Annotated in this window: 12 protein-coding genes; 10 read left to right on the top strand and 2 right to left on the bottom strand. The window is 45.9% G+C overall.

The window, feature by feature from the left end:
* Positions 1-10 precede the first annotated feature (10 nt).
* A complete protein-coding gene (locus tag ICN48_RS03355) occupies positions 11-1,132 on the bottom strand; it encodes a secretin and TonB N-terminal domain-containing protein (RefSeq protein ID WP_255539441.1) in 1,122 nt (373 codons plus the stop codon).
* Positions 1,129-1,821 (bottom strand): hypothetical protein, encoded by a 693-nt coding sequence (locus ICN48_RS03350; protein ID WP_216152329.1) that lies wholly within the window; start codon positions 1,819-1,821, stop codon positions 1,129-1,131. Before ICN48_RS03350 ends, ICN48_RS03355 begins: the two co-directional genes overlap by 4 nt.
* A 141-nt stretch (positions 1,822-1,962) precedes the next feature.
* Between ICN48_RS03350 and ICN48_RS03345 the strand changes: the two genes are divergently transcribed.
* The 10 genes from ICN48_RS03345 to ICN48_RS03300 all read left to right on the top strand — a co-directional run bounded on the left by ICN48_RS03345 (position 1,963) and on the right by ICN48_RS03300 (position 15,362).
* Positions 1,963-4,299, top strand: coding sequence for a penicillin-binding protein 1A (locus ICN48_RS03345; protein ID WP_216152328.1), 2,337 nt, complete (start codon positions 1,963-1,965; stop codon positions 4,297-4,299).
* Positions 4,300-4,311: 12 nt separating this feature from the next.
* Positions 4,312-5,016, top strand: coding sequence for a transposase (locus ICN48_RS03340; protein ID WP_216152327.1), 705 nt, complete (start codon positions 4,312-4,314; stop codon positions 5,014-5,016).
* Between the two features lie 194 nt (positions 5,017-5,210).
* Positions 5,211-9,956, top strand: a complete 4,746-nt coding sequence (locus tag ICN48_RS03335) for a glutamate synthase-related protein (RefSeq protein ID WP_216152326.1) — start codon at positions 5,211-5,213, stop codon at positions 9,954-9,956.
* A 47-nt stretch (positions 9,957-10,003) separates the two neighbouring features.
* Positions 10,004-11,467 carry a glutamate synthase subunit beta gene (locus ICN48_RS03330; RefSeq protein WP_216152325.1) on the top strand — a complete coding sequence of 488 codons (1,464 nt, stop codon included), beginning with the start codon at positions 10,004-10,006 and terminating at the stop codon, positions 11,465-11,467.
* A 10-nt stretch (positions 11,468-11,477) separates the two neighbouring features.
* Positions 11,478-12,332 (top strand): ABC transporter ATP-binding protein, encoded by an 855-nt coding sequence (locus ICN48_RS03325; protein WP_216152324.1) that lies wholly within the window; start codon positions 11,478-11,480, stop codon positions 12,330-12,332.
* Positions 12,329-13,117 (top strand): lipid asymmetry maintenance ABC transporter permease subunit MlaE, encoded by a 789-nt coding sequence (gene mlaE, locus ICN48_RS03320; RefSeq protein WP_216152323.1) that lies wholly within the window; start codon positions 12,329-12,331, stop codon positions 13,115-13,117. Before ICN48_RS03325 ends, mlaE begins: the two co-directional genes overlap by 4 nt.
* Before the next feature lie 21 nt (positions 13,118-13,138).
* On the top strand, positions 13,139-13,621 hold the full coding sequence (gene mlaD / locus ICN48_RS03315; RefSeq protein WP_215360632.1) for an outer membrane lipid asymmetry maintenance protein MlaD: 483 nt from the start codon (positions 13,139-13,141) through the stop codon (positions 13,619-13,621).
* Positions 13,618-14,370 carry a VacJ family lipoprotein gene (locus ICN48_RS03310; protein ID WP_216152322.1) on the top strand — a complete coding sequence of 251 codons (753 nt, stop codon included), beginning with the start codon at positions 13,618-13,620 and terminating at the stop codon, positions 14,368-14,370. The genes mlaD and ICN48_RS03310 overlap by 4 nt, the downstream gene beginning before the upstream one ends.
* Before the next feature lie 74 nt (positions 14,371-14,444).
* Entirely contained in the window at positions 14,445-15,086 is a 642-nt protein-coding gene (locus tag ICN48_RS03305) for a phospholipid-binding protein MlaC (RefSeq protein ID WP_216152321.1), read from the top strand.
* Between the two features lie 18 nt (positions 15,087-15,104).
* A complete protein-coding gene (locus ICN48_RS03300) occupies positions 15,105-15,362 on the top strand; it encodes a lipid asymmetry maintenance protein MlaB (protein WP_216152320.1) in 258 nt (85 codons plus the stop codon).

Genomic DNA, 15,362 nt, shown 5'->3' with positions numbered 1-15,362 from the left:
CTCGATTTTATTAGGGTTTGTCGAGAACGGTCGGTGTTAAGAAGACGAGCAGCTCAGTTTTGTCTTGTAGTTTAGATTTATGGCGGAAAAAATGGCCAATGAGGGGTATATCTCCCAATAAAGGGATTTTCACTTCATCTTCGCGTTCAGTAGTTTGGAAGATGCCGCCAATGATTGCTGTACCTCCATTTTCAACTGTCACCTCTGAGCTCAGGCTTTTGGTGTCAATGGCATAACCTTGCTCTGTTTTCATGCCAACGGTGTCTTTATTGATGCCAACCAGCATGGAAATCTTGCCATCCGGATGAATTTTGGGAAGAACTTCAAGTCGCAGGTTTGCCTTTCTGAATTGCAATTTACTGCCATTTTGATTCGATGTTTGGTATGGGAGCTCCGTTCCTTGCTCAATAGTGGCCTTCACTTGATCGCCAGTCATGATGCGAGGGTTAGAAAGAATCTTTCCTTGGCCCTCTGATTCGAGCGCAGAAAGTTCTGCTTGAAGAATTCGACTAGCATTTTTAGAAACAAGGGTTGCGGCTATGGATGCTGGATTAAAACCGCTTAATCCAGCTCCGCCCAAGTCGATATTGCCCACCAGCTTTTGCTCTGCGTTACCTCCAATCCCATTAGCCTGGTAGCCAAGCTTAACGCCTAGCTCTCTGGCAAAGCGCTCATCAGCTTCGACAATTCGTGCCTCAATGAGAACTTGTCTTGGACTATTAATGTGATCTCCTCCAAAGGGAAGGGCGGCATCCTCGCGCCGGAATTTTTGAAAAGCTTGGATTTCTGCATGAGGCCCAATCCAGTAGATTTCTCCGTTGCGTACTACCCTCAAGCCACGACTTGCCAAAATAGAGTGAAGGGCTGTTTGCCAGGGAGTATTTTTGAGGTCTATCGAAATTGTTCCCTGAATAGACTCGCTTAACAAAAAATTGGTGTTTCCCAATTTGGCCATAATTTGCAAAAGCTCTGTCATTTCGATGTCTGTAAATTGAAGGCTAATGGGGCTTAGAAAATGATTTTGTGAAGACAGGCTTCCTGCTGCTGGATTGCCTAATAAAAGCATCAATACAGCCATCCAAGTGCTGAAATTTTTTAAGCGTTTTTTGATGCTTTTTGGAATGGTTTTCATGGGCTTTTGGAAGCCTTTAAAACCAGAGATTTACCTTGGCTATGGGTAAGGGTGACAAGTCCTTTTTCAATATTGCTCAGACGCCATTCCCCCAAAACCTGAGCCCCTTTTTCAAAGACGAGATGGCTTTTGCCTGTATGAAAATAGGCTTGATAGGAGATACCCATTTGGGAAGCCCCGAGGTAGCGCCAGCGGCGGAGTTCTGACTCATGAGTAGGCATTTGAGGTTTACTGAAAACCTTGACATCTGGTTTTTTCTCCTCTAATGAGTGAATGCTCACTTCTAATTCATCTAATGCAATATATAGTTCATCTTGATCCTGATGGATTTCATCACGCATTAAAGACAACTCTTTTTTTAGTTCTAAGATCTGCTTTTGAGACTCCTCAAGAGCATTTTGAGAGCTGCTATCAAGGGCGTTATAGACAACAAAAAATCCAACAGCTATCGCAACCAAGGCACCAACAAGGATGGCGGGAACCGTCAATCCCTGCGTTAAATTTTTAATCTGACTATGGCTTAGGGACCCAGTGAATGAATTGCCATTGCTTTGACTTGAGGGTCTGGGTGGAATGCTTTTTTGAGGAGGTGGCTTCCGAATTCCATGGGGGTCTGGGATGGCTGGATCATCACCCAGATCACTCAAAATCTCATCAAAAGATTGGTTGGAAATATGGCGTGCTGGCATGCCCATATTCTTAAGCTTTGAAGGCTGAAAATCCATCGGCTTGGCTTGAACCCTATGTCAGAAAACCCCCTTTTGCCGCACCCAAAAGAAGGGTTTTGGAGCTTTTAGTGAAATTGTCTAAGCACCCTATAATTTGGACATATGGCCTTACCTCCAAAAGACAAGCCGCCGCTGAATCAGCGTCCCATTCGTCCATCCGATAGACGTCCTCGGCAAACACGAGTTGAGCCTGGCTCGCAACGTAAGAATTCAAGCAATCCTCTCGTAAAGGCATTGTTAATCATCGGTGTAGTTTTTGCCTTGGTAATCACATTGCTGATGGGCTACGCCTTTTTAGTAGCCAAGCCTAACCTTCCGAAAATTTCTGCCTTAACTGACTACAACCCTAAGACTCCCCTGCGTATCTATACAGCGGATAAAGTGTTAATTGGCGAGTTTGGCGAGGAGCGCCGCAAGGTAATCCCGTTAAATGAAATTCCACAAAGCATGCGCAATGCTGTTTTAGCCATTGAAGATGATCGTTTTTATTCTCATGGTGGTGTGGACTACGTTGGAATTTTGCGGGCAGCAGTAACCAATTTGCGCGGTCATCTTTCGCAGGGTGCCTCGACGATCACCATGCAAGTAGCGCGTAATTTTTTCCTCAGTAATGAAAAAACGTTTAGTCGAAAAATATATGAAGTACTGCTTGCATGGGAGATTGAGTCTCAATTAACCAAAGACAAAATCTTGGAAATCTATATGAACCAGATTTTCTTGGGTCAGAGGGCGTTTGGATTCTCGAGTGCCGCGCAGATATATTTTGGCAAAGAACTCAAGGACATCACGATTGCAGAATCAGCAATGCTCGCTGGCTTGCCAAAAGCGCCGTCGGCCTATAACCCAGTGAGCAATTTCCGCCGCGCCAAGATTCGCCAAGAGTACATCCTGCAGCGTATGCGTGATCTGGGTTACATCACGCCTGAAGAGTATCAAAAAGCCATGATTGAAGAGTTGCATATTCGTGGTCTTGGCAACGAGTTTGCAGTTCGAGCGGACTTCCCAGCTGAAATGGTTCGTCAATTACTGTTCACGCAGTATGGGGAGGCAATTTATTCACAGGGGATCGATGTCTACACGACTATCTTGAAGGCCGATCAAGATGCTGCTTATAAAGCAGTCCGACGTGGAATTTTTGAATACGATTTACGACATGCTTATCGTGGCCCAGAGGGTTTTATCGATCTTCCTGAGGACTCTGTGAAACGCCAGCGCGCGATTGATGAGGCATTACTTGCTTACCCACAGCTAGATGATTTGCAGTCTGGTGTTGTGCTTGATGTGAAGCCAAAAGAAATGCAGGTCATGATTGCGACTGGAGACACCATCACTATTAAAGGTGAGGGTATGAAGTTAGCGGCCGCATCCATTACTGATAGTACTCAACCCAAAAAACGTTTGCGTCCTGGTGCTGTAGTGCGCCTTTTGTCGGATGGCGGCGTTTGGAAGTTAGCCCAATTGCCTCAAGTTGAGGCTGCCTTTGTGTCCATGAATGCTGAGACTGGGGCAATTCTGTCTTTAGTGGGCGGTTTTGATTTCCGTCGCAACCAATTCAATCACGTGACACAAGCTTTGCGTCAACCAGGCTCTTCATTTAAGCCATTTATTTATGCAGCAGCTATTGAAAAGGGCTTCACACCCAGCACGATGGTGAACGATGCGCCTTTATCAATTGGCAGCATGGAAACTGGTAGTCAAGCTTGGGAGCCCAAAAACTACGATGGTAAATATGACGGCATGATGCGTCTGCGCAATGCATTAGCAAAATCGAAGAACTTGGTTTCAGTTCGCATCATTCGCGCCATCGGGCCTTCTTATGCACAGGAATATATTCAGCGTTTCGGTTTTGAGCCAGAAAAGCATCCCCCTTACTTAACAATGGCTTTGGGCGCGGGTTCTGTAACCCCGTTGCAGATGGCTTCTGCTTATAGTGTTTTTGCCAATGGTGGCTATCGTGTAGATCCATTTTTGATTGACAAGATGGTGGACTCTAAAGGCACCGTCATGTTCGAAGCAAAACCTACTCGTGCAGGCGAGGATGCGCCCCGTGTGTTGGATGCGCGCACTGCATTTGTGATGGACAGCATGCTGCAAGAAGTAACCAAGACGGGTACTGCAGCCTCAGCGCGTGGTAAGTTGGGGCGCAGCGACATTGCTGGTAAAACAGGCACAACGAATGATTCGCACGATGCCTGGTTTGCTGGCTATAACCCTAAAGTAGTTGCGATTGCATGGATTGGCTTTGATAAGCCTGCGAGTTTGGGCGATCGAGAGACTGGTGGCGGACTTGCTTTGCCAATGTGGATTTCTTATATGGCGACCGCATTAAAAGATAGCCCTCAGATCTCGCGTGAGGTACCAAGTGGAGTAACTCAAGTGGATGGCGACTGGTTTATTCCTGACTTCTCTAGCAATGGCGGTGTACGCGAACTACAATAGTTCGTTTTCAACATGGCACGGCAAGCTCGCACAGTAATACCAGGCCAAGCAATGCATGTGATGGTTCGTGGCAACAATCGCGAAACACTCTTTTATACCGATGCAGACCGGCGTACTTACTTGGAATGGTTACGAGAAGCAGCGGGGCAATTTGGGTGTTCAGTACATGCTTTTGCATTAATGCCAAATCATGTCCATTTATTAATGACACCCCAAAGCGAAGATTCGCTTGCTAAGACAATGCAATCTCTTGGACGTCGTTATGCGCAATACTTTAATCAGCAGCATCGTCGGTCTGGCACTATTTGGGAGGGTCGGTATCGCTCTTCACTCATTGACCCGGATTATTTCCTGCGCTGTCAGCGCTACATAGAGCTCAATCCAGTGAGGTCTGGATTTGAATCTTATCCTCAAGGTTCTACTTGGACTAGTTTTGCTACCCATATTGGGGGCAAGTCCGAGCCTTGGTTGGTAGATCATCAGCACTTTTGGAAGTTGGGTAACACGCCTTTTGAGCGCCAAATGAGCTGGGCTAACTTTGTAAAAGAGGGCGCGCCTCACTGGGAGGATCGCCAAATTACCGAATCACTTATTCGTTCTAAGCCTTGGGTGAGTGATATTTATGCGAAAAAGCTCTTTAAAGATGCGCCAGGGATAGCTACAATTCGGCACCGTGGCCGCCCTAGAAAAATAAACCTAGTAAATTCAATAACTTAGTCAGATAGTTAGTAGTCTAGATATAAGCTAGGGTGTTGAAAACTGCCACTCTGTCCCCATATATTTAATTCATATTGGTGCGGCATCAAATTAAATGGGACAGACTCATTTTATTTCTATTGCATCGGTATGGGTATTCACCTATATTTGATCCTCCAAAAGTAATCAGGCCTTTGTCGCCCCTCGGAAATACTATGACTAGAAAATTAAATTCAGATCTTCGCCCAATCGCTCAAGGTTTATATGACCCTAGAAATGAGCATGACGCTTGCGGCGTAGGATTCGTTGCACACATTAAAGGCAAGAAATCTCATGAGATCGTTTCTCAGGGTTTACAGATTCTTGAGAATCTAGATCACCGGGGAGCGGTAGGTGCAGATCCTTTAATGGGTGATGGTGCCGGTATCTTGATTCAGATTCCTGATGCTTTGTATCGCGAAGAAATGGCAAAGCAAGGTGTGACCTTGCCGCCGTTAGGTGAGTATGGCGTTGGCATGATTTTCTTGCCAAAAGAGCATGCTTCACGTCTAGCTTGCGAACAAGAATTAGAGCGTACTGTACGTTTGGAAGATCAGGTAGTTTTAGGTTGGAGAGATGTTCCGGTAGATGTGAAATTACCGATGTCACCAACGGTGCAAATGACCGAGCCATTTATTCGTCAAATTTTTATTGGTCGTGGCCGCGATATCATGACAACCGATGCGCTTGAGCGTAAGTTGTATGTAATTCGCAAGACAGCAAGCCACGCTATTCAAGATTTGCACTTGAAGCATGGTAAAGAATATTTCGTTGCCTCAATGTCAGCCAGAACCATCGTTTATAAGGGTTTGCTGTTGGCTAACCAGGTGGGCGCTTATTACGAAGACTTGCAAGACAAGCGCACAGTATCAGCACTTGCTTTAGTGCATCAACGTTTCTCTACTAATACTTTCCCTGCTTGGGAATTGGCCCATCCATACCGCATGATTGCGCATAACGGTGAGATCAATACTGTTAAAGGTAACGTTAATTGGGTTAATGCACGTGAGGGTGCTATAAGCTCGCCTGTGCTTGGTGATGACCTGCAAAAAATCTGGCCATTAATTTATCCTGGCCAGTCTGACACTGCTTGTTTTGATAACTGTTTAGAGTTGTTAGTGATGTCTGGCTATCCGTTGGCTCAAGCCATGATGATGATGATTCCAGAGGCATGGGAACAGCATGCATTGATGGATGACAATCGTCGCGCTTTCTACGAATACCATGCAGCAATGATGGAGCCATGGGATGGCCCTGCAGCAATGGCATTTACAGATGGTCGTCAAATTGGCGCAACCTTGGATCGCAATGGTTTACGTCCAGCGCGCTATTACGTAACAGATGATGATTTAGTCATCATGGGCTCAGAGGCGGGTGTATTGCCAATTCCTGAGGGCAAGATCGTTCAAAAATGGCGTTTGCAACCAGGCAAGATGTTCATGATTGACATGGAGCAAGGTCGCATCATTGATGACATTGAATTAAAGGATGCGGTATCTAAGGCTAAGCCATATAAGAGCTGGATCGATGCGGTTCGCGTGAAGCTAGATGAAGTTGATGCCAGCAAGGCGGACTTGATAGACGAGAAAATGACTATTCGTCCAGCGGCTAAATTGTTAGATCGTCAACAGGCATTTGGTTACACCCAAGAAGACATCAAGTTCTTGATGGCCCCAATGGCCACCAATGGCGAAGAGGCTATCGGTTCAATGGGTAATGACAGCCCATTGGCAGTTCTCTCTAACAAGAACAAGCCGCTCTATAACTACTTTAAGCAATTATTCGCGCAAGTAACCAATCCTCCGATTGATCCAATTCGCGAGAATATGGTGATGTCATTGGTTTCTTTCATTGGGCCTAAGCCTAATTTATTAGATACCAACAACATCAATCCACCAATGCGTTTGGAAGTAAGTCAGCCAATTCTGGATTTTGATGACATTACTAAGATTCGTCATATTGGCCATTACACCAATGGTAAGTTCCGCTCTTACGAGCTGGATATTTGTTATCCAGCCTCATGGGGCAAAGCAGGTATTGAGGCGCGTTTGGCATCACTATGTGCTGAAGCTGCAGATGCCGTTCGTTCCGGTTACAACATTTTGATCGTGAGCGATCGTCAGGTTGATGAGAAGCACGTAGCAATTCCTGCTTTACTCGCAACCTCAGCGATTCATCAGCATTTGGTGCAAAAAGGTTTACGTACCAGCGTTGGCTTAGTCGTTGAAACTGGCAGTGCGCGTGAGACGCATCACTTTGCGCTCTTGGCTGGTTATGGCGCTGAAGCTGTTCACCCGTATCTCGCAATGGAAACCTTGGCTGAAATGGCTAAAGGCTTATCCGGTGATTTATCTGCAGAAAAAGCAGTAAAGAACTTTGTGAAGGCAATTGGTAAAGGCTTGCAAAAGGTCATGTCCAAAATGGGCATCTCCACTTACATGTCTTACACCGGCTCACAGATTTTTGAAGCAATTGGTTTAAATCACGACATCATTGATCAATACTTCAAGGGCACTCCATCAAACGTTGGCGGTATCGGCGTGTTTGAGGTAGCTGAAGAAGCCTTACGCATGCATACATCTGCATTTGGTAACGACCCAGTCTTAACCAATATGCTCGATGCTGGTGGTGAATATGCATTCCGTATTCGTGGTGAGAACCATATGTGGACTCCTGACACGATTGCGAAGTTGCAGCATTCCACACGTATTGGCGCTGAGAAGGGCTACCAGACTTATAAAGAGTACGCCAATATCATTAATGATCAAACCAAGCGTCAAATGACTTTGCGCGGTTTGTTTGAATTCAAGATTGATCCAGCAAAAGCGATTCCATTGGATGAAGTGGAGTCTGCAAAAGAAATCGTGAAACGTTTTGCAACGGGCGCAATGTCTTTAGGCTCTATCTCTACGGAAGCGCACGCTACATTAGCAATCGCTATGAATCGTATTGGCGGCAAGTCCAATACTGGTGAGGGCGGCGAAGATCCAAACCGCTATGTGAATGAACTTAAAGGCATTCCAATCAAGAAAGGCGAGACTTTAGCCAGCATCTTGGGTAGTGATGTTGTTGAGGCCAATATTCCATTGCAAGATGGTGATTCATTGCGCTCTAAGATTAAGCAGGTTGCTTCTGGTCGTTTTGGTGTGACTACTGAATATTTACGTTCTGCAGATCAGATTCAGATCAAGATGGCACAAGGCGCCAAGCCTGGTGAAGGCGGTCAATTGCCTGGTGGCAAGGTTTCTGATTACATCGGTAAGTTGCGTTTCTCAGTGCCTGGTGTAGGTTTGATTTCTCCTCCTCCGCACCATGATATTTACTCCATTGAAGATATCGCTCAGTTGATTCATGACCTGAAGAACGTCAATCCCAAGGCTGATGTTTCTGTGAAGTTGGTTTCTGAGGTAGGAGTTGGTACTGTTGCTGCTGGTGTTGCAAAAGCAAAAGCAGACCACGTTGTGATCGCTGGTCATGATGGTGGTACTGGCGCATCTCCACTGTCTTCAATCAAGCATGCTGGCTCTCCATGGGAACTCGGTTTGGCTGAAACACAGCAAACATTGGTTCTTAATGGTTTGCGTAGCCGTATTCGTGTTCAGGCTGATGGCCAAATGAAGACTGGTCGCGACGTAGTGATCGGCGCTTTATTGGGCGCAGATGAATTTGGTTTTGCGACTGCACCATTGGTAGTTGAGGGTTGCATCATGATGCGTAAGTGTCATTTGAATACCTGTCCAGTTGGTGTTGCTACTCAAGACCCTGAATTGCGCAAGAAATTCTCTGGCAAGCCAGAGCACGTTGTGAACTTCTTCTTTTTTATCGCTGAAGAGGCTCGCGAGATCATGGCGCAATTAGGTATTCGTAAGTTTGATGACTTAATTGGTCGCGTTGACTTGTTAGATACCCGTAAAGGCATTGAGAACTGGAAGGTGCATGGCTTGGATTTCAGCAAGATTTTTGCTGAGCCACAAGTTGCCGCAGAAGTTCCACGCTACCAAGTGTTAACTCAAGATCATGGCTTGGCTAGCGCACTCGACAATATTCTGATTGAGAAGAGTGAGCCTGCATTAGAGCGTGGTGAAAAAGTTTCCTTCATTGTTCCAGTGAAGAACGTGAACCGCACAGTTGGCGCGATGCTTTCAGGTGAAGTTGCTCAACGTTATGGTCATGCAGGTTTGCCTGATGACACTATCCATATTCAATTGAATGGCACTGCCGGTCAAAGTTTTGCAGCCTTTTTGGCGCGGGGCATCACTTTGGATTTGGTGGGCGATGGAAATGACTACGTTGGTAAAGGTTTATCCGGTGGTCGTGTGATTGTTCGCGCTCCGCATGAGTTCCGTGGTGATACAGCGAAGAACATCATTGTTGGTAATACTGTTCTCTATGGCGCAATTGCTGGCGAGGCTTTCTTCAATGGTGTGGCTGGTGAGCGTTTTGCAGTTCGTAACTCTGGCGCTACTACTGTTGTTGAAGGTACGGGCGATCATGGTTGTGAGTACATGACTGGCGGAACAGTAGTTGTGTTGGGCGCAACAGGCCGCAACTTTGCTGCGGGTATGAGCGGCGGTATTGCTTATGTTTACGACGAAGATGGCTTGTTTGATAAGTGCTGCAATACCAGCATGGCGACTTTGGAAAAAGTATTGCCTTCTGCCGAGCAGATTGCCAAGATGCCAAAGTCTGAATGGCATGCTCCTGTCGATGTTAAAGACGGTGGCGAGCGTTTAACTGATGAGCAAATTTTAAAGGGCTTAATTGAGCGCCACTTCCGCCACACTGGCTCTGAGCGCGCTAAAGCAATCTTGGCCGACTGGGAAAATGCTCGCGGACGTTTTGTGAAAGTGCTTCCAACTGAGTACAAACGTGCTCTAGGCGAGTTGTGGGAAAAAGCTCAGAACAAAACTGTTGCGGCTTAAGCCACTTGATCAATAAAGACATTAAGAAAAGATACTAAGGATTCGATATGGGTAAGGTCACTGGATTTATGGAGTTTGAGCGCGTTGGTGAAACGTACGAAGCGCCGGTTAAACGCCTCCATCACTACAAAGAATTTGTTGCCGCTTTAACTGACGAAGAAGCTAAAGTTCAGGGCGCGCGTTGTATGGACTGCGGCATCCCGTTCTGCAATAACGGCTGCCCAGTGAACAACATCATTCCTGACTTCAATGACTTGGTATTTCATAATGACTGGAAGAATGCATTGGATGTTTTGCAATCAACCAACAACTTCCCAGAGTTTACGGGCCGTATTTGTCCAGCGCCTTGCGAGGCTGCTTGTACATTGGGAATTAATAGCACTGCGGTCGGTATTAAATCGATTGAGCATGCCATTATTGATAAGGGCTGGGAAAATGGTTGGGTTAAACCACAACAACCTAAAACGAAGACTGGTAAAAAAGTAGCAGTAGTGGGTGGCGGCCCAGCGGGTATGGCAGCTGCGCAGCAATTAGCGCGCGTTGGTCATGATGTAACCGTGTTTGAAAAGAATGATCGCGTAGGTGGATTACTGCGTTACGGCATTCCTGATTTCAAAATGGAAAAGTGGTTAATTGACCGCCGTGTAGAGCAGATGCAAGCTGAAGGCGTTAAATTTGAGACAGGCGTTTTTGTTGGTAAAGAAGCGATTGGTGCGGAAGTAAAGAATTACTCCAACAAAACGGTTTCTCCTGAGCAGTTGATGAAAGATTTTGATGCAGTAGTCATCACCGGCGGTGCAGAGCAACCACGTGATTTGCCAGTACCAGGCCGTGAATTAGCAGGCGTGCACTATGCATTGGAGTTTTTGATTCCTCAGAATAAAGAGAACGCAGGCGACTTTAAAAATGAAATTCGCGCAACAGATAAGCATGTAGTCGTTATCGGTGGTGGTGACACAGGTTCAGATTGTGTTGGAACTTCAAATCGTCACGGTGCAACCAAGATTACCCAGTTTGAATTACTCCCTCAGCCTCCAGCAGTTGAGAACACCCCTTTGGTGTGGCCATATTGGCCAACAAAGCTGCGCACCTCTTCATCGCATGAAGAAGGTTGTGAGCGCGACTGGTCTGTTGGAACAAAGCGTTTTGAAGGCAAAAACGGCAAAGTCGAGAAATTGATTGGTGTTCGTTTAGAGTGGAAAGACGACAAGATGGCAGAGGTGCCAAATTCTGAATTTGAAATCAAGGCAGATTTAGTGCTTTTAGCAATGGGTTTTGTGTCTCCAGTTCAGCAGGTTCTGAATGCATTTGGTGTTGAGAAAGATGCTCGCGGCAATGCAAAAGCAACAGAAGATGGTCAAAATGCCTATCAAACTAACGTTCCTAAGGTGTTTGCAGCGGGTGATATGCGTCGCGGACAGTCTTTGGTAGTTTGGGCAATTCGTGAAGGCCGTCAATGTGCCCGTTCAGTAGACGAGTATTTAATGGGGTCTTCTGTTTTACCTCGATAATGTCGAGAATATGAACAGTGGCCAGCCAAACTCCTTGGATGTAAGCAAACAAGCTATAGGTGAAGTTATCGTCTCTATTAAAGACGTCAACTTTTCCTATGCTCCAGGTGAGCGGCAGATTTTGTCGGGACTCAATATGGAGTTTCGACGTGGGCAAGTAGTTGCTGTAATGGGTGGCTCGGGCTGTGGCAAGACTACTATCCTTCGTTTGATTGGCGGTCAATACACCGCACAGTCGGGGCAAGTTCTTTTTGAAGGTCAAGATATCGGCAAGATGAGCGGTGCTGCGTTAATGGCTGCTCGTCGTCGCATGGGGATGCTTTTTCAATTCGGCGCTTTATTTACTGACCTCAGTGTTTTTGAAAACGTTGCTTTCCCTTTGCGTGAACATACTGACCTTAGTGAAGAATTATTGCGTTCACTAGTATTGATGAAACTGAATGCAGTGGGTTTGCGCGGCGCACGCGATTTAATGCCTTCGCAGATTTCTGGTGGCATGGCAAGACGTGTTGCTCTCGCTAGAGCGATTGCATTAGATCCACCACTGATCATGTATGACGAGCCATTTGCTGGCCTTGATCCTATCTCTCTTGGTATTACAGCGCGCTTAATTCGGGATCTCAATAATGCCCTGGGAGCCACGAGTTTATTGGTTACTCACGATGTTGAAGAGACTTTTGCAATCGCAGATTATGTCTACTTTATTGCGAATGGTCGGATTGGGGCAGAAGGCACTCCTGAGGAGTTAAGCCGCTCCACAGATCCTTTCGTTAGACAGTTTTTAGATGCTGCGCCCGATGGCCCTGTGCCTTTCCATTATCCAGGAATCAGTTTGGCGGAAGACTTTGGTATGAGTAATTCATGACTAAACTTATAAATCTTTTTGGAGACCTTGGATTTTTTGTACGTCGCAATTTGAGTAGTCTTGGCTTGGCTGCTCGGATGTTTGTAGCCGTGATCATGCGCTCGGGATTCTTGCTCAAGAGACCACGCTTGGTAATTGATCAAATTTTATTTGTCGGCAACCACTCTTTTATCATCATTGCCGTTTCAGGATTATTTGTTGGCTTCGTTTTAGGTTTGCAGGGTTACTACACCTTAAATCGTTATGGTTCAGAGCAGGCACTTGGTTTATTGGTTGCCCTCTCCTTAACTCGAGAGTTGGGGCCTGTCATTACCGCTTTATTGTTTGCTGGTAGAGCAGGTACCTCATTAACGGCTGAGATTGGTTTGATGAAGGCTGGCGAACAATTGACTGCAATGGAAATGATGGCGGTTGATCCCTTAGGCCGTGTGATTGCCCCCCGGCTTTGGGCGGGCATTATTTCGATGCCAATTTTGGCCACTATATTTACAGCCGTTGGTGTTCTGGGTGGTTATTTGGTAGGTGTACCCCTCATTGGGGTCGATTCTGGCGCCTTTTGGTCCCAGATGCAGGGCGGAGTCGATTTGTTCTCCGATATTGGCAACGGCTTAATTAAAAGCATGGTGTTTGGTGTGGCAGTTACGTTTATTGCTCTTTACCAGGGTTATGAATCTAAACCTACGCCAGAAGGTGTTTCGCAAGCAACTACCCGTACGGTGGTGATTTCTTCTTTATCGGTTCTAGCATTGGATTTCTTGCTAACCGCGATGATGTTCTCAAATTAGAAAGAATAAACTGGGGCTCTTATGAGAAAAAGTGCAATTGACGTCTGGGTAGGAATTTTCGTTGCCATTGGTTTGCTGGCAGCCCTCTTTCTTGCGCTGAAGGTTGGCAATATGAATGCAGTGTCGTTCGCGCCGACATACAAAATTTCTGCACGCTTTGACAATATCGGCGGTTTGAAGCCTCGTGCACCCGTTAAAAGTGCAGGCGTGGTTGTGGGCAGAATTGCCAATATTTCTTTCGATGACAAGACTTATCAAGCAACAGTGGTAATGACCATTGAAGACTCGTATAAGTTTCCAAAGGATTCTTCAGCAAAGATTTTGACGTCGGGCTTACTAGGTGAGCAATATATTGGTCTTGAGGCTGGCGGTTCTGATGATATGTTGACCAATGGTGAAAAGATCTCGCAGACGCAATCAGCTATCGTTTTAGAGAATTTGATTAGCCAGTTTCTTTACAACAAAGCAGCAGACAGCGGCCAAGAAAAGGGCGCAGCAAAATGACCTTGTTCATTCTGCGCAAAATCAAGACAGCTTTCTTGTTTGGCTTGATTGCCACTATGGTTGGCTGTGCATCTATTCCTGCTGGTACAGAGCGCTCCCCTCAGGATCCTTGGGAGCCATTTAACCGTTCAGTATTTGAATTTAACGAAGGCTTAGATGCGTATGTATTAAAGCCGGTAGTGGCTGGCTATCGCTTTGTATTACCTGAGTTTGTGCGCGATGGAATTTATAACATCTTTAGTAACTACAACGACATCTACACTGCCCTTTACAACTTACTACAAGGCAAGCCAGGCGATGCCTTTAATGATCTTATGCGGGTAGTGGTCAATACGACTATGGGACTGGGTGGTCTTATTGATTTAGCAACACCTGGCGGGCTTGAAAAACACAAAGAGGATTGGGGTCAAACTTTAGGGGTTTGGGGTGTGCCCTCGGGTCCTTATGTAGTTCTGCCATTTTTTGGTCCAAGTAATGTGCGCGACACTTTTGGCACAGTGGCTGACTTGGAGTCTGACTACCTATTTAGCTTTGTGAAGGACATTGGTCTGCGAAATAGTATTACTGGTTTGCGCGTGGTCAATGCCCGAAATACTTACTATGAAGCTGGCGATTTGCTCGATGGCGCTGCAATTGATAAGTACAGTTTTATGCGAGATGCGTATATTCAGAGACGGGCGTATCAAATTAATGAGGGCCGAGATGATGAAGAGCCTCTCATGCCGGCTTACGAGAATCCATACCAATAAGCTAAGTAAGCCAGCAATATAGTGTGAAGCGACTAAAATGGGTGTCAATATCAATAAAGATGGCGGGCGGAAATATGAAAAGCTTTAAAAAAATCTTCAGCTATACCTTTGCAGCCCTAATGCTCGCATCCGGTACTGTTTTAGCTCAAACTCCTGACCAATCAACACCTCCAGATGCCTTAATTAAGATGGTGGTGACTGAGGTAATGACAACAGTTAAGGCTGATCCAGATATTCAAAAAGGCAATATTCCAAAGATCGTGGATTTAGTCGAAAAGAAAATTGTTCCCTATACCGATATGCGCCGCACTACAGAAATGGCAATGGGCCCTAATTGGAAAAAGGCAACACCTGAGCAGCAGGCTCAACTGACATCCGAGTTTAAGAATCTGCTGATTCGTACCTATTCCGGAGCCTTAAGCCAATTGCGCGATCAGACTGTGCAATTTAAGGCTCTGCGCGCCGCTCCAGACGATAAAGAAGTCGTTGTGAAGACAGTGGTGCTTGGTCGTGGCGATCCAGTTCCTTTGGACTACCGTTTAGAGAAAACGACCAATGGTTGGAAAGTCTACGATATGAACATCATGGGTGTTTGGTTGGTTGAGGCTTACCGCAACCAGTTCTCCAATCAAATCAGCCAAAACGGCATTGAAGGCCTTGTGAAATTCCTTCAAGATCGTAATAAGCAGTTGGCCAGCGCTAAGCCCGCCAATTAATTGTTAAGCGTCCAAATCATGCCTTTTCTTTTGCCAAAAATGGTAACGCAAGCAAATGCTTTGCAGTTACAAAAAGAGGGCTTATTGAATATCCCAAACTTGCGCTCGATAGACTGCTCAGCATTAAAAGACTTTGATTCCACGGTATTGACCGTATTGTTAGCGTGGCAGAAAAAGCTCAAGTCCGAGGGACAATCCATTTCCATAGAGCGGGCACCAGAAAAGTTGAAAGTATTGGCCAGCGTTTATGGTGTTGCTGCATTGCTAGGTTTGTAA

Origin of the sequence: Polynucleobacter sp. JS-Safj-400b-B2 (assembly GCF_018881975.1) — a bacterium.
Lineage (GTDB): Bacteria > Pseudomonadota > Gammaproteobacteria > Burkholderiales > Burkholderiaceae > Polynucleobacter.
The sequence above is the reverse complement of the archived record's forward strand: the minus strand, read 5'-3'. Positions and strand labels throughout refer to the sequence as shown.